The organism is Bradyrhizobium sp. Bra78, assembly GCF_024519855.1.
Taxonomy (GTDB): Bacteria; Pseudomonadota; Alphaproteobacteria; order Rhizobiales; family Xanthobacteraceae; genus Bradyrhizobium; species Bradyrhizobium japonicum_G.
On record NZ_JALJRE010000007.1, the window covers coordinates 133,253 to 158,636 of the forward strand.

A 25,384-nucleotide genomic window follows, 5' to 3' on the forward strand; every position below is an offset into this window, starting at 1 on the left:
CGACGCGCTCGCAGAGCGCGGCGGGTGAGGGTTCTCACCACTCGGGGACAACCTCCGCAATTCTCAGCAATCCCAGTGCGGAGACAGCCCCCACCCCAGCCCTCTCCCGCAAGCAGGAGAGAGAGCCGACTGCCAATGCCGCCGCATCGTGCACACCCTATGCGATAGCCCTGCCTCACGCGGGGAGAGGCGAAGGACAGCATATCACATGAACACCGCTTTCCTCATCCAGCTCCTGGTCAACGGCCTCGTGGTCGGCACGCTCTATGGCGTCGTCGCGATGTCGTTCGTGCTGATCTACAAGGCGACGCAGGTGGTCAATTTCGCGCAAGGCGAGTTGCTGCTGGTCGGCGCCTGGGTGTGCTGGACGCTGCTCGCGAAGTACCAGGTACCGTTCTGGATCGGCATGCCGATGACGCTGGTGTTCATGTTCGTTTTCGGCATCGCCATCCAGGTCCTGATCCTGCGGCCGATGATCGGCGAGCCCATCATCTCCGTGATCATGGTGACGATCGGCCTCTCCACCGTGCTGCAGGCGACGCTGAAATGGATGTTCGGCGTCAACCCGCAGCCGTTCCCGCGCGTGTTCGAGAGCCAGTCGGTCAGCCTGTTCGGGCTCCAGATCCAGACAGTCTACATCATGAGCCTCGTGGTGTCGGTCGCGATGATGATCGGCATGGCCTGGTTCTTCCGCGCCTCGAAGTACGGCCTTGCCATGCGCGCGACCGCGTTCAACCAGCAGGTGGCGCAATCGCTCGGCATTTCCGTGAAGAGCGTGTTCGCGATGGCCTGGGCGATCTCGGCCACCGTCTCGGCGGTTGCGGGCGTGGTGGTCGCCGTGGTGAACGGCGTATCCTCCGGGCTCGCCGCCTACGGCATCAAGGTGTTTCCGGCGGCGATCCTCGGCGGACTCGATTCCGTCGGCGGCGCCGTGCTCGGCGGCATCATCATCGGGCTGCTCGAGAACATCGCGCAGTATGTCGACAGCGAGTATCTGCACTGGGGCAATCTCTACGAGATCGCACCGTTCTACGTCCTCATCATCGTGCTGATGATCAAGCCCTACGGCCTGTTCGGCACCCACGACATCGAGCGGATCTGACCCATGGCCGGCCCTGCCCTCATTCCTGCTGGCGATTTCCGCACTTCCTACGCGGCGGACACCACGATCTTTCCGACTACGACGAGCCGCAACTTTGCGATCGCCGGCGTGTTGGCGCTGTGCCTCGTGCCGCAATTCCTTGGCGGCTACTGGCTCAGCATCCTGATCCAGATCGGCATCTTCTCGATCGCGGCCCTTGGGCTGAACATCCTGGTCGGCTTTACCGGCCAGATCTCGATCGGGCACGCGGCCTTCTTCCTGCTCGGTGCGTTCACATCGGCCTACATCTCCAACAACGCACCGATCCCGGTGTTCTTCGCGATCCCGCTCGCCGGCATCGTCACCGCACTGGTCGGGCTGATCTTCGGCATCCCGGCTGCGCGGCTGAAGGGACTCTACCTCGTCATCGCGACGCTGGCGGCGCAATACATCCTGCTCGATTTCTTCTCCCGCGCTGAGTGGTTCACCGGCGGCTCGGTGCCGGCCAGCGCCAATCCATTCTCGATCTTCGGCTTTACCCTGCGAGGCGACAGGCAATATTTCTACGTCGTGCTTGCCTATGTGATCGCAAGCTACGTCCTCGTCACCAATCTGATGCGCACCCGCGACGGCCGCGCGCTGGTTGCGATCCGCGACCACTACCTCTCCGCGGAGATCATGGGCATCAATCTCACCAAGTACCGCACGCTGTCGTTCGGCCTCGCCGCCTTCTTCGCCGGCATCGCAGGCGCGCTCTATGCGCACTACCAGCTCGTGGTGTCGCAGGAAGGCTTCGGCATCGAGCGCTCGATCCTGTTCCTCGCCATGATCATCATCGGCGGCACCGGCTCGATCATGGGCACGCTGATGGGCACCGCCTTCGTGGTGCTGCTGCCTGAGACGATGGAATTCCTCAGCATCTATCTGAAGGGCGGCGCGATCGACAAGGCGTTGTCGCTCAACAACAACATCACCTTCCTGCGCGAAATCGCGATCGGGGTGATCATCATCGCGTTCCTGATGTTCGAGCCGGACGGGCTCGCGCATCGCTGGCGGCAGATCAAGGCCTACTGGAAACTCTACCCGTTCTCGCATTGAGCGCGGGCTACTCTCTAACCAACCAATAAACAGGAGGAGGCAACCAATGAAGACAAAATCCCTTTTGAGCACCGCATCGCTCGCGCTGGCGATCGCAGCATTTTCGGCGAGCGCGCAGGCGCAGATCGCGATCGGGCATCTCGCCGATTATTCCGGCGGCACGTCCGACGTCGGCACTCCCTACGGCCAGGCCGTCGCCGACACCTTCGCCTGGGTCAACAAGAACGGCGGGGTCGGCGGCAAGCAGCTCAACGTCGACACCAACGATTACGGCTACCAGGTTCCGCGCGCGATCGCACTCTACAAGAAATGGTCGGCCCCGGACTCCAAGGTCGCCGCGATCATGGGCTGGGGCACCGCGGACACCGAGGCGCTGACCGGCTTCCTCGCGCAGGACAAGATCCCCGACATGTCCGGCTCCTACGCAGCCGCCCTCACCGATCCCGAAGGAGTCAGCGGCAAGGCCAAGCCCGCGCCCTATAATTTCTTCTACGGCCCGAGCTATTCGGACTCGCTGCGGGCGATGCTGATGTGGGCAGCCGAGGACTGGAAGGCCAAGGGCAAGTCCGGCAAGCCGAAATTCGTGCACATGGGCGCCAACCACCCCTATCCGAACGCGCCGAAGGCCGCGGGCGAAGCCATGGCGCAGGAACTCGGCTTCGAGGTGCTGCCGCCGCTGGTGTTCGCGCTCGCGCCGGGTGACTACAGCGCGCAGTGCCTGAGCCTGAAATCCTCGGGCGCCAACTACGCCTATCTCGGCAACACCGCGGCCTCCAACATCTCGGTGATGAAGGCCTGCAAGACCGCCGGCGTCGAGATCCAGTTCCTCGGCAATGTCTGGGGCATGGACGAGAACGCCGCCAAGACCGCGGGCGATGCAGCCAACGGCGTGATCTTCCCGCTGCGCACCGCCGTGAGCTGGGGCGGCGATGCGCCCGGCATGACGACGGTAATGGACATCTCGAAGATGTCCGACCCGACCGGCAAGGTCTATCGCCCGGTGCACTACATCGCGGCGGTCTGCTCCGCGCTCTACATGAAGGAGGCGCTCGACTGGGCCGCCAAGAACGGCGGCGCCACCGGCGATAACGTGGCCAAGGGCTTTTACCAGAAGAAGGATTGGGTGCCGGCGGGCATGGAAGGCGTCTGCAATCCCTCGACCTGGACCGACAAGGACCACCGCGGCACGCTGAAGGTCGACCTCTATCGCACCAAGATATCAGGCGCGACTGACGGTGACCTCAACGACCTCATGGCCAAGGGCGCGATCAAGCTCGAGAAGGTCAAGACCGTCGAGTTGCCGCGCAAGCCGGAATTGCTGGGGTGGTGACCCTCACCGTTCCCATACACGCAACTGTCATCCCCGGCTTGTGCGCCATTGCGCACAGGCCGGGCGGCGACAGCGGAAAGCCATGAAGCATGACCCAGATCGCAGAAGCTGCTCGCACCGCTCCAAGTATTGTCCCCGCGCCAGCTCTCCTTGCCGTGCGCAACATCGAGGTCGTCTATGACGACGTCATCCTGGTGCTGCGCGGCCTCAGCCTCGACGTGCCCAAAGGCGCGATCGTGGCGCTGCTCGGTGCCAACGGCGCCGGCAAGTCGACGACGCTGAAGGCGATCTCGGGGTTGCTCAAGACCGAGGACGGCGAGGTCACGCGCGGCGAAATCTTGTTCGAAGGCGAGCGGATTAATGGCATCGACCCCGACAAGATCGTCCGCCGCGGCATCTTCCAGGTGATGGAGGGCCGCCGCATCATCGCCGACATGACCTCGCTGGAGAATCTGAAGCTCGGCGCCTTCACCCGCCGCGATCGCGAGGTCGATGCCGACCTCGACATGGTCTTCAACTATTTCCCGCGCCTGAAGGAGCGCACCGGCCTTGCCGGCTATCTCTCCGGCGGCGAGCAGCAGATGCTCGCGATCGGCCGTGCGCTGATGGCACGCCCGAAGATGATTTTGATGGATGAGCCCTCGATGGGCCTGTCGCCGCTGCTGGTGAAGGAGGTGTTTTCCATCATCCAGAAGATCAACCGCGACCTCGGCGTCACCATCCTCCTGGTCGAGCAGAACGCGCGCGCCGCGCTGTCGGTGGCGAGCCACGGCTACATCATGGAGCAGGGCAAGGTCGTGCTCGACGGCACAGCGGACGAATTGCGCGACAACGAGGACGTCAAGGAGTTCTATCTCGGCGGCGCCGGCGACCAGCGCAAGAGCTTCAAGAACCTCAAGAGCTTCAAGCGACGCAAGCGCTGGCTTTAACCCAGCACCTGCTCCGCTTCCGTGACTGCGCAGAGAACATGATAGAACGACGACGCAGGGATGGTGTCGATCAGCGATTTGCCGTCGCGGTCGAACTGATCGTACCAGCCGCCCTTCACGGGATGGCTGAGATAATGCCGTTCGAGCCGCACCAGCGCCGCGCGCGCTTCGTCCGCCGCGCCAGCCTCGCCGGACTCGGCCTGCGCGATCCACGCCTTCGCCATCTCGGTCTGCGGCCACAGCCGGCGCGTGCTGCGACGGATATTGCCGGTGTCATCGCCCTCGTCGACGAGACAGCCCGTGGCCGCGTCGCGATAGCGCAGCGCGGTAGCGAGCAACTCGGCGCGCCGCTGTCCGGTCGGGCAGCCCGTGATGCGTTCAAACCCCTTCAGCAGCCAGACCCACTCTGCCTGATGGCCAGGCTCGACGCTGACCGGCGCGATCTTCGACCAATCCTCCTCGAAATATTCGCCGAGCGCGCGCTTCTGCTTGTCGTAGAGATTGGCGAGGAACAGCGCGAAGAACTCGCCGGCGCGGTTCTGGAACGACAGATCGTGGGTCGCGTCGAAGCAAGCGATCATCGCCTCGAACAGATGCATGTGCGGGTTCTGCCGGCGCGGCAGCGAGACCGGCAGCCCTTCGTGGACGCCGCCATGCGGCGAGCGCAGATGACCGTCGAGGAAGGCAAGCAACGCGTCAATCTCGGCGCGAATTTGTGCGTCCTTGTCCAGTGCGTACACGGTTGCGAGCGCAAACAGGATGAAGGCGTGATCGTAGGCATCGCGCCTCGCATCGAGCACCGTGCCCTCCGGCGTCAGCCGGTGCACGTAGCCGGGCCGGCCGTCGGGTGCCTTCGCGCATGCCAGCAGATGCTCCAGCCCCTTGAGTGCAATGGCACGCCCCTCGGGGTACCAGCCCATCTGCGCAGCCTTGGCGTAGCAATAGATCTGCCGGGCCTGCACGAACACGCGCCGGGGCGCGGCCACGTCCGCGGTGCCGTCACGGTGCAGCCGATCGATGAAACCACCCGCGCCACGGTCCCAGCCGACCGTCGACCACAGCGGCAGCGCTTCGTCGATCATGCGGCGCTTCAGGCGCGCGACGACATCGGCCGCCCCGTCCGCCGCAATGATTCCTTCGTCCGCCATCGCGTCCTCTTCAAGCCCCGCCAATGGCCGTCTGATACCCATGCTGGCGGCGGCGTGCAACGGATGCCAACCCGGAAAGTCCAGCCATGACCGCCCATTACGACGCCCGCGAGACGCGCGAACAGGCCGCGCGCGAGGCTGAGCTGTTCGGCCGCCTGCCGGACGTGCTGCGCAGCGCGCTGGCCGCACCCGCCTATGCCGAGCGGCTGAAAGGCGTTGATCCGGCTACCGTGACCTCCAGGGCGGCGCTGGCGGCCCTGCCGGTGCTGCGCAAGTCGGAACTGCCCGCCCTGCACAAGGCCTCAGCGCCGTTCGGCGGCTTCGTGGCGGCGGCGCCGGGATCGTTCGCCCGCCTGTTCTCCTCTCCCGGCCCGATCTTCGAGCCGGAGGGCCGGCAGGCCGATCCCTGGCGTGGCGCGCGGGCGCTGTTCGCGGCCGGGTTCCGCCCTGACGACATCGTGCTCAACACCTTCAGCTACCACCTCACCCCCGGCGGCTTCATCTTCGATTCCTCTGCCCGCGCGCTTGGCTGCGCGGTGATCCCGGCCGGGCCCGGCAACACCGAGCAGCAATTCGAGCTGATCGAGGCCTACCGGCCGGTTGGCTATAGCGGCACGCCGGACTTCCTGAAGATCTTGCTCGATGCTGCCGCAAGCTCGGGCCGCGACGTCTCCTCGATCAAGCGTGCGCTGGTCTCAGGGGCGGCATTCCCGCCCTCGCTCCAGTCCGAGATCAAGGCCCGCGGCATCGACGCCTACCAGGCTTTCGGCACCGCCGATCTCGGCCTCATTGCCTTCGAGACCGAAGCGCGCGACGGCATGGTCGTGAACGAGGACCTGGTCATGGAGATCGTCAAGCCCGGCACCGGCGATCCCGTGACTCCGGGCGACGTGGGCGAGATCGTGGTGACCTCGCTCGACCCGCACCATCCCTGGATCCGCCTGGCGCTCGGCGACCTCACCGCGGCGCTGCCGGGCCCGAGCCCGTGCGGGCGCACCAACATGCGCATCAAGGGCTGGATGGGCCGCGCCGACCAGACCACCAAGGTCAAGGGCATGTTCGTCCGGCCCGAGCAGGTCGCCGAGATCGGCAAGCGCCATTCCCCGCTCGGAAGACTGCGCCTCGTCGTCAGCCGCCAGGGCGAGAGCGATGCAATGACGCTGAAAGCGGAAACGGCTGCGGCGAGCGACACGTTGCGCGAGGAGATCGCGGCCAGCTTGCGCGCGGTGACGAAGCTCGGCGGAAGCGTAGAACTGGTCAGCCCCGGCGCACTGCCGAACGACGGCAAGATCATCGCGGACGAGCGGTAGCCTCAGCCCGCCTTCGACAGCCGGTAATTGCCGAGATACAGCACATCGAGCCCCGAGCAGAAATAGGTGTGCAGCGCCTCCAGCGGCGCGTTCACCGTCGGCTGCTCGTTGATGTTGAGGCTGGTATTGATCAGGACCGGCAGCGAAGTCGCTTTCGCGAACTCGCCGATCAGGTGGCTGTAGAGCGGGTTGCTGTCCGCATGGACGCTCTGGATACGCGCGGTGTTGTCGACGTGAACCACGGCGGGCATGGTCTCGGCGACCTTCTCATTGACCGGGAACGTCACCACCATGAACGGCGCGTCGAACGTGTCCTCGAAATACTCGGCCTGGCGCTCGTATAGCACCGACGGGCAGAACGGACGGAATTCCTCGCGATATTTGATGGTGAGGTTGATGCGGTCCTTCATGCCCGCATGGCGCGGATCGGCCAGGATCGAGCGGTTGCCGAGCGCACGCGGACCGTACTCCATCCGCCCCTGGAACCAGCCCACCGTCTTCTGATCCGTCAGGTCGGTGACGCAGCGCGCCACGGGATCATCGAGCGGCTCGAATCGGGCGCCGATCTTGTCCAGCGTCTCCCGGATCGTGTCGTTGGAATATTCCGGGCCCCAGTAGGCGTGGGTCAGCGGCGCGATCGCGTGGCCCGCCTCCGCGCATTTCATCATCGCGGCCCCCAGCGCCACGCCGGCATCGTGCGGCACCGGCGGAACGTAGAGACGCTTCACGGACGGCTCGGCCGCGATCTCCATGTTCATCTTGCAGTTCAGCCCGACGCCGCCGGCGATGCAGACATCGCCGCAGCCGGTCTCGGCGATCGCGGAACGGATCACCTCGGTGGCTACGATCTCGAGTTGCTTCTGGCCGCTGGCTGCGATGTTGGTCAGCCGCTGGTCGAGCGGCTGGCCGCGCAGGCGGCGCGGTCCCAAAATCTCCTCCATCTTCTCGGTGAAGATGCGTTCCTGCCGCGTGGAGAAATCGCTGGTGAAGATGTCGGCGTCGCGCCGGCGCTTGTCGAGCTCGGGATCGAGCTCGTAGTTGATGCCGTTCGGACGAAGCAGCTTGGCGAATTTGTCGAGATAGTCCGGGCTGCCATAGGACGACAGGCCCATGACCTTGTACTCGTCATTGGTCATCTGATAGCCGAGATACTGGGTCAGCATCCCGTAATAGAGCCCGAGACTGTTGTTGCGCGCGAACCGCGTCAGCACACGAAAGTCGTTGCCGCGCGCATGGGCGACGAGGCCGGAGCTGGAATCCCCCGAGAAGTCGAAACAGGCCACCGTCGCCTCCGAGAAGCCGGAGCCGTAGAACGAGCTTGCGGCATGACAGAGATGATGGTCGTACAGCTCGATCTTCGGGCTGTGGCCGAACTGATACTTGAAATATTCGGTCAGGCGCTGCGTGTAGTTCGTGTAGGTCTTCAGCGGCGAGCAGATCCAGTCGACGTCGCGCATGGTGATGCCGGCCTGCTTCAGGCAGAAGCCGATCGCACCGCGCGGCAGCTCGCCACGCGCATGTTTCGCCAGCGTGAAACGCTCCTCCTCGGCGGCTGCGACCAACTCGCCGTCGCGCAGCAACACCGCCGCGCCGTCATGGTGCCCGTGCTTGATCCCCGAGCTGATTCCGATCACATACATGTCGCGTAGACCCCTCGGGAGCCTTCTATAGAAACCGCGGCCAATGTAAATCGGCTGCGCCCGGCCGAAGCGCTTGAGGGCAGCCATTTTGGCGCGATGCACCGGGGCGCAGGAACCTTGCATCGTCCCTGTCGCTCCCGTATTACCAACCCTGCTACGAAATGGCCTGGAATTGGCCCTTCCTGGACCCCAAAACGTGCTTGAACGAACACTCGTCACCATCGCCGAGACCGAGACCATTGAGGAAGCCTTCCGGCGCCTGAATGCGAACATGCTCGGTATCCTGTTCGCTCAGGACGCGAGCGGACGAATCGTCGGCGCGGTGACGGACGGCGACATCCGCAGACGCATGCTGGCCGGCACCACGATCCAGGACCGGGTTGCGACCTGCGTCAATCGCAACTTCGTCTGGGCGCGGAGCGGCGGGCCGCGCGAACAGATCCTCAAGCTGCTCGACCAGCGCGTGCACGTGGTGCCGATCCTCGATGGCGAAGGGCGACTGGTCGACGTGTTCAGCCGCGAGTTGTTCAACCTGTCGGAAGAGAGCGAGGTGTTCGCGCGCGCCCGCTCGCCGGTGCGGATCAGCTTCTCCGGGGGTGGCACCGACCTCACCCATTATTTCGTGGCGAATGACGGCGGTGCGGTCATCAGCGCCACGATCAAGATGTACGCCCACGCGACACTGCGGCGAAGGAACGATCCCAGCATCCGGATCTATTCGCACGATTTTCGCCGCACGGTCGAGGCCGGCAGCCTCGCAGAGCTAGGAACGGACGGCGATCTGGCGCTGATCAAGTCGGTCGTGCGCCTGATCAAGCCGACTTACGGATTCGAGCTCGAAGTGTCCGCCGATTTCCCGGTCGGTTCCGGCCTCGGCGGCTCGGCGGTGGTCTCATCGGCCATCATCGGCTGCTTCAACGAATTCCGCGGCGACCAGTGGGACCGTCACGAGATCGCCGAGATGGCGTTCCAGGCCGAGCGGCTGATGCTCAACATTCCCGGCGGCTGGCAGGATCAGTACGCCACCGTGTTCGGCGGCTTCAATCACATGGAGTTCTTCTCGGACCAGAACACCATCGTGCCGCTTCGGCTCGATCCCAACATCATCGCCGAGCTCGAGGAGAGTCTGGTGCTCTGCTACACCGGCTCGGGCCGCGATTCCGGCGCCATCCACCGCGACCAGAAGGCACAGCACGAGACCAGCGATGCCGTCGCCGCGGCCGCCAAGCAGAAGGAAGTGACGCGCGACATCCGGCGGCATCTTCTGCGCGGCCAGCTCTTGGAATGCGGCCGGCTGATCGACGACGCCTGGCACGCCAAGCGCAAGCTGAGCTCGAAGATCTCGTCGGACGCGATCGACGCGATCTACGATTTCGCCAAGCAGAACGGCGCCGTCGGCGGCAAGCTGCTGGGCGCCGGCGGCGGCGGCTACTTCATGTTCTTCGTGCGTCCGTTCGAGCGCTATCAGCTCATTGCCGCACTGGAACAGCAGGGGCACAGTTGTTCGCGCATCATGTTCGAAGAGAACGGGCTGCGGACATGGAAGTCGCGCTTTCCCGCGCGATTCGCCTGACGATATGAGACGAGAATGTTGATGACATCGCCCAAACAGCCTGCCCCAATCCGCATCGGCAACCGTCTTCTGGGTGATGGTGAACCCTGCTACGTCATCGCCGAAATCGGCAACAACCACAATGGCGACTTCGATCGCGCCATTGCGCTGGTCGATGCCGCGGTCGCGGCCGGCGCCGATTGCGCCAAATTCCAGATGCGTAAGCTCGACGAGGTCTATCGCGCTTCGAGCCTGTCCGGAAAGGACGACGACCTCGCCGTCGAATATACGCTCGATCTGCTGCGCCGTTTCGAACTGCCGACCCCACAGCAGAAGAAGATCGCCGAGTACTGCGCCGCAAAGGGTATCCAGTATCTCTGCACGCCCTGGGACGCGAAGAGCGTCGCCGTGCTCGAAGGCTTCGGCGTGCGAGCCTACAAGGTTGCCTCCGCCGACCTCACCAACCTGCCGCTGCTCGCGTGCCTTGCCGCCACCGGCAAGACGCTGATCGTCTCGACCGGAATGAGCACGACGGACGAGATCAAGACCGCGGCGAAATTCCTCGACGATCGCGATGCGAGCTACGTGCTGCTGCACTGCCAGAGCACCTATCCGGCCGCGCTCCACAACATCCATCTGCGTTTCATGGAAACGCTGCGCGAGATCCATCCGGTCGTCGGCTATTCGGGCCACGAGCGCGGCGTTGCCGTTTCGACGGCCGCAGTGGCGCTCGGCGCCGTCGTCATCGAACGGCACATCACGCTCGACCGCGAGATGGAAGGTCCGGACCATGCCGCGAGCCTGGAGCCGGAGGAATTCAAGGCGCTGGTCTCGGGCATCCGCGAGGTTGAGGCGGCGCGCGGCGAGAAGCTGGCCGAGCGAGCGCTGAGCCAGGGCGAGCTGATCAACCGCGAAAACCTCGCCAAGAGCCTGGTGGCCGCACGTGATCTTCCGGCCGGCACCGTGATCTCCGACAGCGACATCGCCGTGAAGAGCCCGGGACAGGGCCTGTCGCCGCTGAAGATGCCGGCCCTGCTCGGCCGCAGGCTGACGCGGACGATGGCGACCGACGACTATTTCTTCCAGAGCGACCTCGACGAAGGGACGGCAAAAGCCCGGCGCTATCGCTTCGACCGGCCATGGGGTGTGCCGGTACGCTATCACGACACCGGGCGCTTCCTGGAAATCTGCGAGCCCGACATCATCGAGTTCCATCTCAGCTACAGCGACATGGAGCGTGATCCCGCGGCCTATCTCTCCGGTACCTATGAGCTCGGCTTCGTGGTGCATGCGCCGGAGCTCTTTGCCGGCTCCAAGCTGATGGACCTCGCAACACCCGACGAGGCGCTGCGGCGCTATTCGCTGGAGCAGACCCAGGCGGTGATCGACATCACCCGCGGCCTGAAGAAATTCTTTCCCAAGACCAGGCGCCCGCCCATCGTCGCGAATATCGGCGGCTTTACCATGGACGAGCCATTGCCGCCGGAGGAGAAGGCCGAGCGCTACCGCATCTTTGCGCAGAGCCTGAAGGAACTCGACATGGACGGCGTCGAGCTCACGCCCCAGACCATGGCGCCTTTCCCCTGGCATTTCGGCGGCCAGCGTCACCAGAACATCTTCATCTTCCCGGAGGAGTCGGCTGCGTTCTGCGCCAAGCACGATCTGCGCATGTGCGTCGACATCTCCCACACCAAGCTCGCCGCCAACCATTTCGGCTTCGACTTCGCGCAAGGTCTCGCCCAGCTCGGTCCGCACACCGCGCATCTGCATTTCGGCGACGCCAAGGGGCTCGACGGCGAAGGCCTCCAGATCGGCGAAGGCGAGATCGATTTCGACGAGATCGGACGGGTGTTGCGCCAGCATGCTCCGACGGCATCGTTCATTCCCGAAATATGGCAAGGCCACAAGAACATGGGCGAAGGCTTCTGGACCGCGCTCGAGCGTCTCGAAGGACACATCTGATGGCGCGCAAGACGCTGGCCGTGATCGCCGCGCGCGGCGGCTCCAAGGGCATCCCGCACAAGAACCTGCTCGATCTCTGCGGCAAGCCGCTGATTGCGTGGACGGTCGAACAGGCACGCGCCGCGCGCGGTGTCGACGTGGTGGCGGTCTCTTCCGACAGCGACAATATCCTCGCCGCGGCCGAAGCTGCCGGCGCCGTCGGCGTGCGGCGCCCCGAAGGCATTTCAGGTGACCTCGCCTCCTCCGAATCCGCCTGGCTGCACGCGCTCGATGCGACCGACGAGCAGATGGGACGGTTCGAGCGCGTCGTCGCGCTCCAGGCGACGTCGCCGATCCGCGAGCCCGGCGACATCGAAAGCGCGCTCGCGACCTTCGATCGCGATCATCTCGACAGCCTGCTGTCGGTCTGCGAGGTCGAGGACTATTTCAACTGGCACATCGGCACGAGCGGACCGGAGCCTATCAACTACGATTATCGCAACCGCCGCATGCGGCAGCAGATCGAGAAGCGCTACCTGGAGAACGGCTCGTTCTACGTCTTCATCCCTTCGCTCCTGCGCGAGCAGAGCAATCGTCTCGGCGGCAAGATCGGCTTTCACGTGATGGAGCGTCACAAGATGTTCCAGATCGACCGTCCCGAGGACGTCAAGCTCTGCGCCGCCATCATGCGTAGTTACGGTTATGCCTGACCTCAGCGCCTTCTCTCTCGCCGGCAAGATCGCGGTCGTCACCGGCGCCTCGCGCGGCATTGGCGCGGCGATTGCAGCCGGCCTGCAAGATGCGGGGGCCATTGTGTTCGGCCTCAGCCGTTCCGGGACCGCGCCACAGGGCGTGAGTGCGATTGCCTGCGATCTCTCCGACGATGCGGCCATCGAGAGCGCATTCCACACCGTGGCAGCACAAGGCGGACGCATTGACGCGCTGGTCAACGCGGCCGGCATCAGCCTGCCCGCCCAAAGCGCCGAGAGCGAGCTCGCGCGCTTCCGAGCCACGGTCGCAACCGACCTCACCGGAATCTACGCCACCATCCTTGCCGCCCATCCGCTCCTGAAGAACGCGGGCTCGGCTGCGATCGTCAACGTTACCAGCATCAATTCGGTCCGCGGCTTTCCCGGCAATCCCGGCTACGTGGCGGCGAAGGCCGGCCTTGCCGGACTGACGCGAGCGCTGGCCACCGACTATGCGCCCGACGGCATCCGCGTCAACGCGCTCGCGCCGGGCTATGTCGCGACCGAGATGACCGCGACGAGTTTCGCCGATCCCGCCATGCACGAGGCGAGGCGCCGCCACACCATGCTCGGCCGCTGGGGACAGCCCGCGGACATGGTGGGAGCCGCCGTGTTCCTGGCGTCGGAAGCCTCCGCCTATGTGACTGGCCAGGAGCTCTTCGTCGACGGCGGCTGGACCACCAAGGGCCTCGCCATCAGCTCGGATAGCAAATCGTGACCACAACGCTGCAACGCATCGGCTTCATGCAAGGACGACTGTCGGCTCTCGTCGACGGCAAGATCCAGGCATTCCCCTGGGATGAGTGGCGAGACGAGTTTCCACGTGCGAAGGCCCTCGGCCTGACGCGGATGGAATGGACCATCGATCAGGAACGGCTGCGCGAGAATCCGCTCACGACCGACCCGGGGCAGCAGGACATTCTGGCGCTGTCGCGCGAGACCGGCGTGCGGATCCCGAGCCTGACCGGCGACTGCTTCATGCAGGCGCCGTTCTGGAAGGTCGATGCCGTTGTGCGCGACGCGCTCGTCGCCGACCTCGATCTGCTGATCGCCGCCTGCAGCCATATCGGCATCGAATTCGTTGTGATTCCGCTGGTCGACAATGGCAAGATCGAGCGCCAGAGCGAAAGCGACACGTTGAAACGCGTACTGCTCGCCCGCCACGAACAGCTTGCGCGGCGGAACGTCAAGATCGTCTTCGAATCCGATCTGCCGCCGCGCGAGCTCGCGCGGTTCATGGAAGCTTTTCCTGCCGACGTCTTCGGCATCAACTATGACAGCGGCAACAGTGCTTCGCTCGGTTATGACAGCGACGAGGAGATCGGCGCCTACGCACCGCGCATCCTCAACGTGCACGTCAAGGACCGCATTCGCAGTGGCACCACCGTGCCTCTCGGCACCGGCAATGCAGACCTTGCCAAAACGATCCGGCTAATCGAGCGGTCCGGCTACAAGGGCCAGTATATCCTGCAAACCGCGCGCGCTGCCGACGGCGACCACGCCGGCGCGCTGGCGAAATACCGCGACATGACCATCGGCTGGATCGAGGACGCCGCGCGATGAAGCTCGAGCTGGACGATCGCGTCGCTCTCGTCACCGGCGCCAGCCGCGGGATCGGGCTTGCGATCGCGACGACGCTCGCGGCGGAAGGCGCCAAGGTCGCGCTCGCGGCGCGCGGCGCCGACGCGCTGAACGCCGCGCGTGCAGCTGTCGGCGGGCGGAGCTCGATTCATGTTGCCGACGTCACCGATCCCGCCAGCGCCGCGAGCCTCATCCAGGACGTCGAGAAGCAGTGGGGGCGGCTCGACATTCTCGTCTGCAACGTCGGCAGTGGCGCGTCCGTTCCCCCCGGGAAGGAGACCGCGCCGGAGTGGTCGCGGGTGATGGACCTCAATCTCTTCGCCACGACCAACATGATCGAGGCCGCCCGGCCGTTGATGGCGCGCGGCAGCGGCGAGCGGGCCATCGTCTGCGTGTCCTCGATCGCAGGCATGGCCGCACTGGGCGCGCCCGTCACCTACTACGCCGCAAAAGCGGCGCTGAACGCGACCGTCCGCGGCCTGGCACGGCCGCTGGCGCTGGAAGGCATCCGCATCAATGCCGTTGCCCCCGGAAACATCTTGAGCCCGGACGGAACCTGGGCGCGCAAGATCGCCGAAAACAAGCACGCGGTCGACGAGATGCTCCAGCGTGAGGTGGCGCTGCGCCGGCTCGGCACTCCCGAGGAGATCGCCGACGTCGTCGCCTTCCTCGTTTCGCCGCGCGCGGCCTTTATTACCGGCAGTGTGATGGTGGCCGACGGCGGCCAGCTCAGAAGCTGAACAGGAGCCTTCGATGGCAACTCCCTCTTCCCGCTACGACCTGACCGGACGAACAGCGCTCGTGACCGGTGCGGGCGGCCTGCTCGGCAAGCAGCACGTTGCAGCGCTCACCGAAGCCGGCGCGCGCGTGGTCGTCACCGATGTCGGACTGGCGCAGGCCGAAGCCGCCGTCACGACGCTGAAGCAGAGCGCGCCATCGGCCGACCTGATCGCGCTCGAGATCAACGTCACCTCGCTTGATTCGGTGCGGGCGGCAAACGAGCAGCTTGCCGGCCGCGGCGTCACCATCGACATCCTCGTCAACAACGCGGCGATCGATCCCAAGGTCACATCCGCGCCCGGCGTAATGCACTCCTCGCGCTTCGAAGCCTTTCCCGTGCCGCAATGGCAGACCGAGATCGCCGTGGGCCTCACCGGCGCGATGCTGTGCGCGCAGGTGTTCGGCGGCGAGATGGCCAAACGCGGGCGCGGCGCGATCCTCAACATCGCCTCCGATCTCGGTGTGATCGCGCCGGACCAGCGGCTCTACCGCCAGCCGAGCGTCACGCGCGAGGAGGAGCAACCGGTCAAGCCCGTGACCTATTCCGTGATCAAGCACGGGCTGATCGGGCTGACAAAATATCTCGCGACCTACTGGGCCGACCACGGCGTCCGCGTCAATGCGATCTCACCCGGCGGCGTGTTCAACAACCAGGATCCCGCCTTCGTCGAACGGCTGACGCGTCTGATCCCGATGGGGCGCATGGCGGATGTCGACGAATACCGGGCCGCGGTGCAGTTTCTCTGCTCGGACGCCTCGAGCTACATGACCGGACAGAATCTCGTCATGGATGGCGGTCGGAGCGTGTGGTAGCCGCGGCACAATCGCAGAGCTGATTTGCGGCCAGAAGGCAACAATCGGGACGGATCGGCCAACGGATCGAAGATTGCCGCCGGATATTCTCACGCCGGCGTGCTAAACACGCTGCATGGACGAATCCGCTCAGCCGATGTGGAGCCAATTGTGAATGGAACCGCGCCGCGCCTACGCAGATGCGCGCGCAACGCAGCGCCCCGAAATAACCGGCGGCCATTCGTCCCGCCCGAGCGGGCCTGTCTCATGCATCTTCCTGGCTCAGCCGGAAGAACTCTAGAGATACTGCGATGTGGATGAATACATTGCTTTTGACGTTCGTATTCTTCCTGATCCAGCTCGGCACCGGCCTCTCAATCCTGGCGATCGCGCCGCTGGAGCTGATCAAGACGAGCCGGCTGACGAAGGTCCAGTTCGTCGTACTCGGATATGCGATCGGCGCATCCGCCGTGGGCATTCTTCTTGGGTTCTGCTCCGTTCTGATCGGCGACATCCGGCTTCATCTGGCAATCATGATCGCGCTGTCCGGCTTCGGACTGGCGTGGACCTGGCCGGTTTGGCGCCCGCGCAGGGGCGACGCCGGAACGATCGGCCTGTGGTGTCTGCTGTCGCTACCAATCGCGCTCATGACGTGGTGGTGGACGTTCGGCGCGTATTCCCAGTTTCCCTACTCGGATATCGGCGCCGACGTTCACTGGATGAAGACGGCGCAGGAATATGCCGATAGCGGCGTCATCAATCCTTACGCGTCGCAATCCTACGTCGACCTTCGTGCTGCGCTGGCGGGCGCATTGGCTGGCGTTTTGGGACTCGATCTCCTGCATTTCGGATGGACCTATCGCTACGTCTCGATCCTGTTTTTCCTCGTCGCCCTCTACACCTTCGCGGAGGGCGTCTATTCCGAACAACCGCGGAAATGGATCGCTTTTTTCTTCGCCGCGACCGGCAACGCCATCGGGCTGCTGACCAATGGCAGCCTGGCGCTTGCGGGGAGCGTGGCCTTTCTCGGCGTCCTTCTCGGCAAGACCAGGCAAGGCGCGAAGGAGGATCTGCGGGCGGGCTCGGTCGCGTTGCTGATCCTGACTGCGGCGACCTCGCTCCTCATTGCCTTCGTGCTCAACAACAACGCGCTGCTGCTTGCACTGGTGGCAGGCGCGCTACTCCTGCTCAGGATTCTGGGTAATGCCAATCGACACGAAGGCGTTCTTCTGGTCGGCTGCGTATGGCCCGCGACGCTGCTGCTGGCGCACCGCGGCTCCTATCTGTTCATCCCAGCGGTGTTTGCCGCCTGGCTGGGCTACCTGCTGATCCTGCACGAGACCTCACGCCGGCCGGCGCGGAGCCTCGGACTTTTGCGGGCCCTGTCCATCGTACTGCCGTTGATCATAGCCGGAATCGTCTCCTGCATCGTGATGATGCGCCTCGGCTATCTGCCATCGGCAAATGCCAACGTGATGTTCTCCCACATCACCGGGCTGGTGCTGGGAAGAGCAATTCAAAGCGGCGACGAACTGTTCCTTGGCGCCGGCCCCGAGATCGCGGTGATCGAGCTGGGCCGGGCCATCGGCCCGCTGTTTGCCGTCTGCATCGCGATGGCCATGGCCTGGTGCTGGATTGATCGCTTCAACCCGCGCTGGGACACCGCTTCCAGCCCTGCTCAAACCGCGCGCACGGCGAAGCTGCTGTGGTCCTGGACGATCGGCTGCGGCCTCGCCGTCGCCGTGCTGTCAGGCTTTCCGTTTCTGTACCGGATCATCATGATCGTGCTGGCCCTGCTCACGGTCACCGCAACAGAAGCGTTCTGCCAGCTGCTCATCGACCCCTCTCCCTCTCCCGCTCCCGTCCGGCGGCGAGCTTCCGCGGCAATCGCGGTTACTCTGATCGCTGTCGGCCTCGTGCTGGCCGGCTATACCTTCAATTGGCGGCCGGACCTGTCGTCCTCGCGATACCAGGATTTCCTCCGGCCGACCGAGATAGCGGGAGCGGCTCTCCTTCTCGCGCTCGTGCCGGCGACGTTCATGCGGTCGAGATGGATTCATGTCTGCGCGCTTGCGGCCATCGTCGGGTTGGGCGTCGCTCTCGACCGCGCCGGGCTGGCCGGCATGTCGAAGAGTTACAGCTACGGAGCTCTTCCGAGCGGCGCCACGGCCATCACGCACTACAATGCCAGCGACCTGGACGCGGCGCGCTGGCTGCACGACAATTTGAAAAAGGGCATCCTGCTGTCCGATCCCTACACGCTCGGGGTGATCCAATCCCTGACCGGTTCCCCGGCTGCCTACATGTTTTCGAATCTTGATACCGTGAACGAGGCCGTCGCGAAGCGGATGCGCACCGTCGTTTCGGCGATCGTCGAACCGGGCGACGGAGCGCGGCGGCTTGCCGAGGCCTGCACGACCATCCGGCCGCTCTTGCAGGATATCAATCAGGAGACGTATTTTCAGATGGGCAGGGCCGACGCTATGGGCGGAATTTTGCGGCCCGTCCGCACCACGAAAGCGCCGGCGACGACCGCGCCACGGCCGACGAATACGCAGGTCCCGAATGAGACGGAGGAAGCGGACCGAAGCGCGGTCCAGGACATGCTGGGGACAGGCCAAGACACCTGGCAGCTCGTCGCCGTGATCAACCCGCGTACGATCGAATGGACCCGTCTCGATGCCGGCCAGCGCCTCCCCTATTTTCCGCCAACGGAGCCGCTGGCTTCCGGGTTCGTCACGTCGCTTCGCGCCGGCCCGTTTCAGGCGCTGTTCGCCAACCGGCAGACCGCGGTTGTTCGCATTCCGTGCGAGCGCTGACCTTCGGCATTCTCCGTCGCGATGAAAGCGCATCTGGCGCCGAGATCGGCGGCACGGTATGGACGTTGGGAATGAAACCTGCTCGTCCGACGGCTTAACCGATGTCGCAAAACAACCCCTCCATGCTGAGGCAGGCCGTCATCCTCGTCGGCGGGCTGGGCACACGGCTGGGCGAACGTACCAGGCTGGTTCCGAAGCCGATGCTCGAGATCGGCGGACGCCCGTTTCTCGACGCGCTGATCGACGAGCTCGTACGCTATGGCGTGTTCGATGAAATTCTCCTGCTTGCAGGCCACAAGTCGGAGATCGTCGAGACGCACTACGCCGCGGCCGCCAGGGGACGGACGCGAATCATCGTGTCGCGCGAGACCGAGCCGCTCGGCACCGGCGGCGCGCTCGTGCATGCACGCGACCTGCTGCATCAACGATTCCTGCTGCTCAATGGCGACTCGCTGTTTGACTTCAACCTGCTCGATCTGATCGCGCGCGCGCAGGATGGGCGCATTCACATGGCACTGCGCGACGGCGTCGTCGGAGATCGGTACGGCCGGGTCGTTCTCGACGGCGACGTGGTGCGTGACTTCATCGCCCCGGGTGCAGGCGCCACGGGGCCGGTCAATGCCGGCATCTACGTCGTGGACAGGTCCATTCTCACCGACATTGCGACGCTTCCGGCCTCGCTCGAGCAGGACGTATTCCCCGGTCTCGTCAAGTCCGGCCAGTTGCGCGGCACGGCCTATCGTGGCTATTTCATCGACATCGGCATACCCGATGATTTCGCGCGCGCCGACCGCGAGCTGAGCGAGAAGCTACGGCGCCCCGCCGTATTCTTCGATCGCGACGGGGTGCTCAACCACGATTCTGGATACACCTTCGAGACCCATAAGCTCGAATGGATCGAGGGCGCACGCGAGGCCGTGAAGGCCGTCAACGACGCCGGCTACTTCGCCTTCGTCATCACCAATCAATCCGGCGTCGCACGCGGCTACTACGAGGAGCATCACGTCGTCGCCCTGCACCGCTGGATGGCAGACCAGATGGCGCTGGTCGGCGCCCATATCGACGCGTTCGAGTATTGCCCCGATCACCCCGACGGCACCGTCGCGCACTATTGCCGCACCAGCGACCGGCGTAAGCCGGCGCCCGGCATGATCACCGATCTCGCGCAGCGTTTCCCGGTGGACATGACGCGCAGCATGGTGATCGGAGACAAGGACAGCGACATGGAAGCGGCGCGGGCCGCAGGCCTTGCGGGCCATCTGTTCGAGGGCGGAAATCTGGAAGTGTTCGTGAAGCAGCGACTGGCTCCGACCGGGAACGTCTAGAGGCGCGCCCAAAAGCGCTGCATCCCCCGGCATTTGGCGGATGTCCGGCGGTGTTCTGTTGCACGCGAGCGCCAGTGTGCTATAGCGCCATCTTGTTGCGAACGCTGGCTTAATCGCCTTTTGGGGTCCGGCATGGCAGATCTGAGGGACGCCCGCGTCCTCGTTACCGGCAGCGACGGCTTCATCGGTTCGCATGTCGTCGAAGAGCTGGTGAAAGCCGGGGCCCGCGTCAAAGCGGTCGTCTACTACAACTCCTTCAACTCCTGGGGCTGGCTCGACACCGTAGCGGCCGACATCATGACGTCGGTGGAGGTCGTGTCCGGCGACATCCGCGATCCGCACTTCATGATCGGGGCTGCGAGCGGCTGCACCGACGTGCTGCATCTGGCGGCGCTGATCGCGATCCCCTTCTCCTATGTCGCGCCCGACTCCTATGTCGAAACCAATGTGCGTGGCACCGTGAACGTGCTCCAGGCCGCGCGCATGGCCGGCGCGCGCCGCTTCGTGCAGACCTCGACCAGCGAGGTCTACGGCACGGCCCAGACCGTTCCGATCAAGGAGAGCCATCCGCTGGTCGGACAGTCTCCCTATTCGGCCTCGAAGATCGCCTCCGACCAGATGGCGCTGTCGTTCCAGGCTTCATTCGACATGCCTGTCGTGGTGATCCGCCCGTTCAACACCTTTGGCCCGCGACAATCGGCGCGCGCGGTAATCCCGACAATCATCAGCCAGATCGCCACCGGCAAGCGGACCATCCGCCTCGGCGCCGTCACCCCGACGCGCGATTTCTCGTTCGTCACCGACACAGCGCGCGGCCTGATCGCGGGCCTTACGGCGCCTGCCGAGCAAGTCGTCGGCCAGACCATCAATCTCGGCAGCGGCTTCGAGATCTCGGTCGGCGCGACCGCGCAGATGATCGCCGACGTCATGGGGGCGAGCATCGAAATCGAGACCGACGAGGCGCGCCTGCGTCCGGCCAACAGCGAGGTCGAACGGCTCTGGGCCGACAATTCCAGGGCACGCCAGCAACTCGGCTGGAGCCCTGAATTCGGCGGCGTCGACGGCATGCGCCGCGGCATGGTCAAGACGGTCGACTGGTTCACCAATCCCGCTAATCTCAGCCGCTACAAGGCTGACGTCTACAACGTCTGAGGCGATGGTGGACAGTCCCCTGACCAGGTCGGATTTCGAGCCAAAGGCGATCGTCGACGCCGTACGGCGTGCCGTGGGAACGCCCAACGGAATCCTCGGCCTGCACGAGCCGGTGTTCGCCGGCAACGAAATCGCCTATCTCGAAGAGTGCATCAAGAGCACCTTTGTGTCCTCGGTCGGGCCGTTCGTCGACCGGTTCGAGCGCATGCTCGAGGAAACCACCGGCGCCAGGCGTGCGGTGGCCGTCGTCAACGGTACCGCCGCGCTGCATGCCTGCTTCCGCCTCGCCGGCGTCGAGCCCGGCGACGAGGTCATCTCGCCGGCCCTGACCTTCATCGCGACGACCAATGCGATTGCCTATTGCGGCGCAACGCCGCATTTCGTCGACAGCTCGCTCGTCACGCTCGGCATGGATGCGCGCGCACTCGCCGCGCGGCTTGATGCCATCGGCGAGCGGACCGCCAAGGGGGCGATCAACCGCGAGACCGGACGCCGCATCGCCGCGATCACGCCGATGCACACGTTCGGGCATCCGGTCGAGCTCGACGAGATCAGCGCTATCGCCCGCGACTGGGGCATTGCGCTGGTGGAGGACGCCGCGGAATCGCTGGGCTCGACCTACAAGGGTCGCGCCGTCGGATCGCAGGCGCGGCTCGCGGCGCTGAGCTTCAACGGCAACAAGATCGTCACCACCGGCGGCGGCGGCGCCATCCTCACCAATGATGAGGAACTGGGGCGCCGCGCCAAGCATCTCACCACCACCGCGAAGCTGCCGCACAAATGGGCCTTCGCGCATGACGAAATCGGCTTCAATTACCGGCTGCCCAACCTGAATGCCGCGCTCGGCTGCGCCCAGCTCGAGCAGCTCGACGGTTTTCTGGCGAGCAAGCGCAAGCTTGCCTTGGCCTATGAACGTGCCTTCTCGGATATTCCCGGCATCCGCTTCTCGCGCGAGCCAAAGGACACCACGAGCAATTACTGGCTGAACGCGATCCTGCTCGACGAGAATAATGCCGATCGGCGCGACGACCTGCTCGCCGCGCTCAACGACGCCGGCTTCGGCGCGCGACCGGCCTGGACCTTGATGCACAAATTGCCGATGTTCGCGCAAAATCCGCGCGGCGATCTTTCGACCGCCGAATCCATCGAACGGCGGTTGATCAACCTGCCCAGCAGCGCCAGCATCAGGGTCCGCGATGAATAGCAGCGCGCGAAAAATCTGCTTCGTCACCGGTAGCCGCGCCGATTTCGGGCTGCTGGTCTGGCCGATGCGCGCAATCCGCGAGACGCCCGGCTTGACGCTTCAGCTGGTCGCCACCGGCATGCATCTGGCGCCGGAGTTCGGCTATACCTTCAACGCTATCCGCGACGAGGGGTTCGAGGTCGACGAGCGGGTCGAGACGCTGCTCAGCAGCGACACCGGTGCCGGCGTCGCGAAATCGGTGGGGCTCGGCGTGATCGGCTTTGCCGATGCTTTCACCCGGCTACGGCCGGATCTCGTGGTCGTGCTCGGCGACCGTTTCGAGATGTTCGCGGCCGCGCAGGCGGCGATGTTCATGCGGCTGCCGATGGCGCATCTGTTCGGCGGCGATGTCACCGAGGGCGCGGTCGACGAGTCCATTCGTCACGCCATCAGCAAGATGTCGCATCTGCATTTCACCAGCAATCGGGGCTCGACCCAGCGGCTGATTCAGCTCGGCGAGCATCCGTCGCGCATTCACACCATCGGCTCGGTCGGCATCGACGCCATCAAGCATCTCGCCCTGATGGACCGCGACGGCATCGGCCGCGCGGTCGGGATACCGCTCGGCGAACGCAATGCGCTCGTCACGTTCCATCCCGTCACGATCGAGGCCGGGCGCTCGGTGGCCGAGCTGAATGAGCTGTTCGCGGCCCTATCGACGCTCGATCCCGCTTTTCGTCTCGTGTTCACCCTCGCCAACGCCGATGCCGAGGGCCGCGCATTGAACACCCGGATCGAGGCTTTTGCAGCTGGCCGGCCGAACACGATCGCGGTCGCCTCGCTTGGGCAGCTCCGCTATCTCAGCCTGATGAGCCAGGTAGACCTGGTGATCGGCAATTCCTCGAGCGGCCTGCTCGAAGCACCCTCCTTCGGCGTTCCCACGGTCGATATCGGCGACCGTCAGAAGGGACGCGAACGCGCGGCCTCGGTATTTCACGCGGCGCCCGAGCGCAACGCGATCGCCGCCGCCATGTCGGCGGGACTGCAGCGCGGCCTCCAAGCCACCGCCAACCCTTACGGCGACGGCGAATCCAGCCGGCGATTTGCCGACATCGTCGCCGCCATCCCCGATTTCAGGCAGCTTCTGGCGAAGGGCTTTTACGATCTTCCGGCAAGTGGAGCGCGGCCATGACGCACACGCTGATCATCGCGGAAGCCGGCGTCAATCATGACGGCAGCCTGGAGAAGGCGCTGGCGCTGGTCGACGCCGCCGCCGACGCCGGCGCGGACGTCGTCAAGTTCCAGACCTTCAATGCGAAGGCATTGGCGGGCGGTGCGGCAAAGAAGGCCGACTATCAGCAGCGCACCACGAACGCCGCCGAGAGCCAGCTTGCCATGCTGGAACGGCTCGAACTGCCGCAAGCCGCACACCACACCCTGATCGCGCGCGCCAGGGAGCGCGGCATCGAATTCCTGTCGACACCGTTCGACGACGCTTCGCTCGCTTTCCTGCTGTCGCTCAAGTTGCCGCGCATCAAGATCGGATCGGGCGATCTCACCAATGCGCCGCTGCTGCATGCGGCCGCGAAGGCCGGCGCGGTGCTGATCCTGTCGACCGGCATGGCGACGCTCGGCGAGATCGAGGACGCGCTCGGCGTGCTGGCTCATGGCTACGGCCAGCACAACGATCCGCCCGGCAGCGCTTCCTTCCGCGCGGCGTGGCGCGATCCGGCGGCACGCACCGCGCTGGCGCGGCACGTCAGCCTGCTCCATTGCACGACCGAATATCCCTGCCCCATCGCCGACGTAAATCTCGCCGCGATGGCGACGATGCGCTCCGCGTTCCAGCTCCCGGTCGGTTATTCCGATCACACCGACGGCTTCGAGGTTTCAATCGCCGCGGTCGCGCTCGGCGCCACCACGATCGAAAAGCACCTGACGCTCGATCGCAACGCCCCGGGCCCAGACCACGCAGCCTCGCTGGAGCCGGGCGACTTCAAGCAAATGGTTGCGGCCATCCGCAATGTTGAGCGTGCACTCGGCGACGGCTTGAAGGCGCCGAAAGAGTCCGAGATCAGAAACGTGCCGGTCGCGCGCAAGAGCATCGTGGCGGCGCGTGCGCTGAAGGCCGGCGAGACCATCGGCCCGACCGACATCACCGCCAAGCGTCCTGGCGAGGGCCGGCCGCCGATCGACTACTGGTCGCTGATCGGAACGGCAGCGCCGCGCGCGCTCGAGCCGGACGATCCGGTCTAACGACGCGGCTTCGCCGGCACCCCGCGCAGCACCGACCCATGCGGCCATGAGCCGGTCACGACCGATCCCATCGCGATCAGAGTATCGTTGCCGATGGAGATGTGATCGCGCACGCGGCTACCGAGACCGACAAAACAATTGTCGCCGATCTCGGCGCCTCCGCCGACCACGGTTCCAGGCGACAGGTGCGTGCAGTGACCAATGCGAACGTCGTGCTCGACGATGGCACCGGAATTGATGATGCAATGATTGCCGATCATGCTGCGCGCATTGACGATCGCGCCCGGCATGATGACGCTGCCCGCGCCGACGGTTGCCGACGGCGAGACGATCGCGCGCGGGTGAATGACGGACGCCCAGCGCTTGACCTGCAAGCGGCCGATCATCTGGCGGCGGGCGGGCCCCGCCTGCATCGTTCCGATCCCCAACACGAAGGCTGCATCCGGATGGGTCGGCGCAGCGTCGTCGGTTCCAAGATAGCTGATGTCGCCCAGTGTTGCAGGCTGGCGATCGAGGAAGCCGACGACCTTGAACCGGCCGGACAACAGCGCCGCCTCGTAGACCATGAAGGCGTGCTCGCCGCCGCCTATGATGATGAGATCATCCATGCCGATTCCCCTGCGCGGGACAACCTTAACGGCCGAACGGCGGGTCTTCAAACCGTCGATTCGGACCGCAAAAAGCTGAGGTTAACGGGCGGCCCGAGGAAACCCCGTTG

The 25,384-nt window shown here is 65.0% G+C and carries 22 protein-coding genes; 18 read left to right on the top strand and 4 right to left on the bottom strand.

Translation table 11 applies throughout. The features are described 5' to 3' along the window. Positions 1–208 precede the first annotated feature (208 nt). The 4 genes from OC450_RS17590 (at position 209) to OC450_RS17605 (ending at position 4,438) form a co-directional block, all read left to right on the top strand. Entirely contained in the window at positions 209–1,102 is an 894-nt protein-coding gene (locus OC450_RS17590; protein WP_211384998.1) for a branched-chain amino acid ABC transporter permease, read from the top strand. A gap of 3 nt (positions 1,103–1,105) precedes the next feature. After that, positions 1,106–2,179: a branched-chain amino acid ABC transporter permease gene (locus tag OC450_RS17595; protein WP_211384997.1), complete on the top strand. Its 1,074-nt coding sequence runs from the start codon at positions 1,106–1,108 to the stop codon at positions 2,177–2,179. Positions 2,180–2,225: 46 nt separating this feature from the next. Continuing rightward, positions 2,226–3,509, top strand: coding sequence for an ABC transporter substrate-binding protein (locus tag OC450_RS17600; RefSeq protein WP_262048350.1), 1,284 nt, complete (start codon positions 2,226–2,228; stop codon positions 3,507–3,509). Between the two features lie 89 nt (positions 3,510–3,598). Then, positions 3,599–4,438, top strand: coding sequence for an ABC transporter ATP-binding protein (locus tag OC450_RS17605; RefSeq protein WP_211384995.1), 840 nt, complete (start codon positions 3,599–3,601; stop codon positions 4,436–4,438). On the opposite strand, the gene OC450_RS17610 is transcribed toward OC450_RS17605, so the two are convergent. After that, positions 4,435–5,586, bottom strand: a complete 1,152-nt coding sequence (locus tag OC450_RS17610) for an AGE family epimerase/isomerase (RefSeq protein ID WP_211384994.1) — start codon at positions 5,584–5,586, stop codon at positions 4,435–4,437. The genes OC450_RS17605 and OC450_RS17610 overlap by 4 nt on opposite strands. An 86-nt stretch (positions 5,587–5,672) precedes the next feature. Here OC450_RS17610 and OC450_RS17615 point away from each other — a divergent pair, with 86 nt between their 5' ends. Continuing rightward, positions 5,673–6,896 carry a phenylacetate--CoA ligase family protein gene (locus OC450_RS17615; RefSeq protein ID WP_262048351.1) on the top strand — a complete coding sequence of 408 codons (1,224 nt, stop codon included), beginning with the start codon at positions 5,673–5,675 and terminating at the stop codon, positions 6,894–6,896. A 2-nt stretch (positions 6,897–6,898) separates the two neighbouring features. On the opposite strand, the gene OC450_RS17620 is transcribed toward OC450_RS17615, so the two are convergent. After that, positions 6,899–8,536, bottom strand: a complete 1,638-nt coding sequence (locus OC450_RS17620; protein WP_211384992.1) for a carbamoyltransferase — start codon at positions 8,534–8,536, stop codon at positions 6,899–6,901. Between the two features lie 196 nt (positions 8,537–8,732). On the opposite strand from OC450_RS17620, the gene OC450_RS17625 reads away from it, so the two are divergent. The 7 genes from OC450_RS17625 to OC450_RS17655 are packed head-to-tail and all read left to right on the top strand — an operon-like array spanning position 8,733 to position 15,952. Continuing rightward, positions 8,733–10,109: a CBS domain-containing protein gene (locus OC450_RS17625; protein ID WP_211384991.1), complete on the top strand. Its 1,377-nt coding sequence runs from the start codon at positions 8,733–8,735 to the stop codon at positions 10,107–10,109. Positions 10,110–10,130: 21 nt separating this feature from the next. Beyond that, a complete protein-coding gene (locus OC450_RS17630) occupies positions 10,131–12,050 on the top strand; it encodes an N-acetylneuraminate synthase family protein (RefSeq protein WP_262048352.1) in 1,920 nt (639 codons plus the stop codon). Beyond that, positions 12,050–12,739 (top strand): acylneuraminate cytidylyltransferase family protein, encoded by a 690-nt coding sequence (locus tag OC450_RS17635; protein WP_211384989.1) that lies wholly within the window; start codon positions 12,050–12,052, stop codon positions 12,737–12,739. Before OC450_RS17630 ends, OC450_RS17635 begins: the two co-directional genes overlap by 1 nt. After that, positions 12,732–13,496, top strand: coding sequence for an SDR family oxidoreductase (locus OC450_RS17640; protein WP_211384988.1), 765 nt, complete (start codon positions 12,732–12,734; stop codon positions 13,494–13,496). The genes OC450_RS17635 and OC450_RS17640 overlap by 8 nt, the downstream gene beginning before the upstream one ends. Next, positions 13,493–14,341, top strand: a complete 849-nt coding sequence (locus OC450_RS17645; RefSeq protein ID WP_256808429.1) for a sugar phosphate isomerase/epimerase family protein — start codon at positions 13,493–13,495, stop codon at positions 14,339–14,341. The genes OC450_RS17640 and OC450_RS17645 overlap by 4 nt, the downstream gene beginning before the upstream one ends. Further along, positions 14,338–15,099 (top strand): SDR family NAD(P)-dependent oxidoreductase, encoded by a 762-nt coding sequence (locus OC450_RS17650; RefSeq protein WP_211384987.1) that lies wholly within the window; start codon positions 14,338–14,340, stop codon positions 15,097–15,099. The genes OC450_RS17645 and OC450_RS17650 overlap by 4 nt, the downstream gene beginning before the upstream one ends. Before the next feature lie 13 nt (positions 15,100–15,112). Beyond that, positions 15,113–15,952 (top strand): SDR family oxidoreductase, encoded by an 840-nt coding sequence (locus OC450_RS17655; protein ID WP_211384986.1) that lies wholly within the window; start codon positions 15,113–15,115, stop codon positions 15,950–15,952. 353 nt (positions 15,953–16,305) lie between these two features. On the opposite strand, the gene OC450_RS17660 is transcribed toward OC450_RS17655, so the two are convergent. Continuing rightward, the gene (locus OC450_RS17660; RefSeq protein WP_262048353.1) at positions 16,306–16,455 is read right to left on the bottom strand and encodes a hypothetical protein; all 150 of its coding nucleotides are present in this window, start codon (positions 16,453–16,455) and stop codon (positions 16,306–16,308) included. Between the two features lie 9 nt (positions 16,456–16,464). On the opposite strand from OC450_RS17660, the gene OC450_RS17665 reads away from it, so the two are divergent. The 6 genes from OC450_RS17665 to neuB all read left to right on the top strand — a co-directional run bounded on the left by OC450_RS17665 (position 16,465) and on the right by neuB (position 24,666). Further along, positions 16,465–18,750, top strand: a complete 2,286-nt coding sequence (locus OC450_RS17665; protein WP_262048354.1) for a hypothetical protein — start codon at positions 16,465–16,467, stop codon at positions 18,748–18,750. 122 nt (positions 18,751–18,872) lie between these two features. After that, positions 18,873–20,075, top strand: a complete 1,203-nt coding sequence (locus OC450_RS17670; RefSeq protein ID WP_256808422.1) for an HAD-IIIA family hydrolase — start codon at positions 18,873–18,875, stop codon at positions 20,073–20,075. A 132-nt stretch (positions 20,076–20,207) separates the two neighbouring features. Then, a complete protein-coding gene (locus tag OC450_RS17675) occupies positions 20,208–21,227 on the top strand; it encodes an NAD-dependent 4,6-dehydratase LegB (RefSeq protein ID WP_211384982.1) in 1,020 nt (339 codons plus the stop codon). 4 nt (positions 21,228–21,231) lie between these two features. Beyond that, the gene (locus OC450_RS17680) at positions 21,232–22,431 is read left to right on the top strand and encodes a LegC family aminotransferase (RefSeq protein WP_262048355.1); all 1,200 of its coding nucleotides are present in this window, start codon (positions 21,232–21,234) and stop codon (positions 22,429–22,431) included. Continuing rightward, complete coding sequence (neuC, locus tag OC450_RS17685; RefSeq protein WP_262048356.1) at positions 22,424–23,602, top strand: UDP-N-acetylglucosamine 2-epimerase; 1,179 nt, start codon at positions 22,424–22,426, stop codon at positions 23,600–23,602. Before OC450_RS17680 ends, neuC begins: the two co-directional genes overlap by 8 nt. After that, on the top strand, positions 23,599–24,666 hold the full coding sequence (gene neuB, locus OC450_RS17690) for an N-acetylneuraminate synthase (protein ID WP_262048357.1): 1,068 nt from the start codon (positions 23,599–23,601) through the stop codon (positions 24,664–24,666). Before neuC ends, neuB begins: the two co-directional genes overlap by 4 nt. Here the strand turns inward: neuB and OC450_RS17695 are convergent. Beyond that, positions 24,663–25,274: an acetyltransferase gene (locus tag OC450_RS17695; RefSeq protein WP_211384978.1), complete on the bottom strand. Its 612-nt coding sequence runs from the start codon at positions 25,272–25,274 to the stop codon at positions 24,663–24,665. The two genes, neuB and OC450_RS17695, sit on opposite strands and share 4 nt — an antisense overlap. Positions 25,275–25,384: the final 110 nt, after the last annotated feature.

Bases quoted from the DNA above. Each gene is read 5' to 3' on its own strand.
- neuB (WP_262048357.1), top strand. From the start codon at position 23,599: ATGACGCACACGCTGATCATCGCGGAAGCCGGCGTCAATCATGACGGC.
- OC450_RS17675 (WP_211384982.1), top strand. From the start codon at position 20,208: ATGGCAGATCTGAGGGACGCCCGCGTCCTCGTTACCGGCAGCGACGGC.
- OC450_RS17650 (WP_211384987.1), top strand. From the start codon at position 14,338: ATGAAGCTCGAGCTGGACGATCGCGTCGCTCTCGTCACCGGCGCCAGC.
- neuC (WP_262048356.1), top strand. From the start codon at position 22,424: ATGAATAGCAGCGCGCGAAAAATCTGCTTCGTCACCGGTAGCCGCGCC.
- OC450_RS17620 (WP_211384992.1), bottom strand. From the start codon at position 8,536: ATGTATGTGATCGGAATCAGCTCGGGGATCAAGCACGGGCACCATGAC.
- OC450_RS17660 (WP_262048353.1), bottom strand. From the start codon at position 16,455: ATGAAGCCGGATGTCGCCGATCAGAACGGAGCAGAACCCAAGAAGAAT.
- OC450_RS17680 (WP_262048355.1), top strand. From the start codon at position 21,232: ATGGTGGACAGTCCCCTGACCAGGTCGGATTTCGAGCCAAAGGCGATC.
- OC450_RS17695 (WP_211384978.1), bottom strand. From the start codon at position 25,274: ATGGATGATCTCATCATCATAGGCGGCGGCGAGCACGCCTTCATGGTC.
- OC450_RS17635 (WP_211384989.1), top strand. From the start codon at position 12,050: ATGGCGCGCAAGACGCTGGCCGTGATCGCCGCGCGCGGCGGCTCCAAG.
- OC450_RS17590 (WP_211384998.1), top strand. From the start codon at position 209: ATGAACACCGCTTTCCTCATCCAGCTCCTGGTCAACGGCCTCGTGGTC.
- OC450_RS17595 (WP_211384997.1), top strand. From the start codon at position 1,106: ATGGCCGGCCCTGCCCTCATTCCTGCTGGCGATTTCCGCACTTCCTAC.
- OC450_RS17665 (WP_262048354.1), top strand. From the start codon at position 16,465: ATGATCGCGCTGTCCGGCTTCGGACTGGCGTGGACCTGGCCGGTTTGG.
- OC450_RS17640 (WP_211384988.1), top strand. From the start codon at position 12,732: ATGCCTGACCTCAGCGCCTTCTCTCTCGCCGGCAAGATCGCGGTCGTC.
- OC450_RS17610 (WP_211384994.1), bottom strand. From the start codon at position 5,586: ATGGCGGACGAAGGAATCATTGCGGCGGACGGGGCGGCCGATGTCGTC.
- OC450_RS17600 (WP_262048350.1), top strand. From the start codon at position 2,226: ATGAAGACAAAATCCCTTTTGAGCACCGCATCGCTCGCGCTGGCGATC.
- OC450_RS17670 (WP_256808422.1), top strand. From the start codon at position 18,873: ATGCTGAGGCAGGCCGTCATCCTCGTCGGCGGGCTGGGCACACGGCTG.
- OC450_RS17615 (WP_262048351.1), top strand. From the start codon at position 5,673: ATGACCGCCCATTACGACGCCCGCGAGACGCGCGAACAGGCCGCGCGC.
- OC450_RS17605 (WP_211384995.1), top strand. From the start codon at position 3,599: ATGACCCAGATCGCAGAAGCTGCTCGCACCGCTCCAAGTATTGTCCCC.
- OC450_RS17655 (WP_211384986.1), top strand. From the start codon at position 15,113: ATGGCAACTCCCTCTTCCCGCTACGACCTGACCGGACGAACAGCGCTC.
- OC450_RS17630 (WP_262048352.1), top strand. From the start codon at position 10,131: ATGACATCGCCCAAACAGCCTGCCCCAATCCGCATCGGCAACCGTCTT.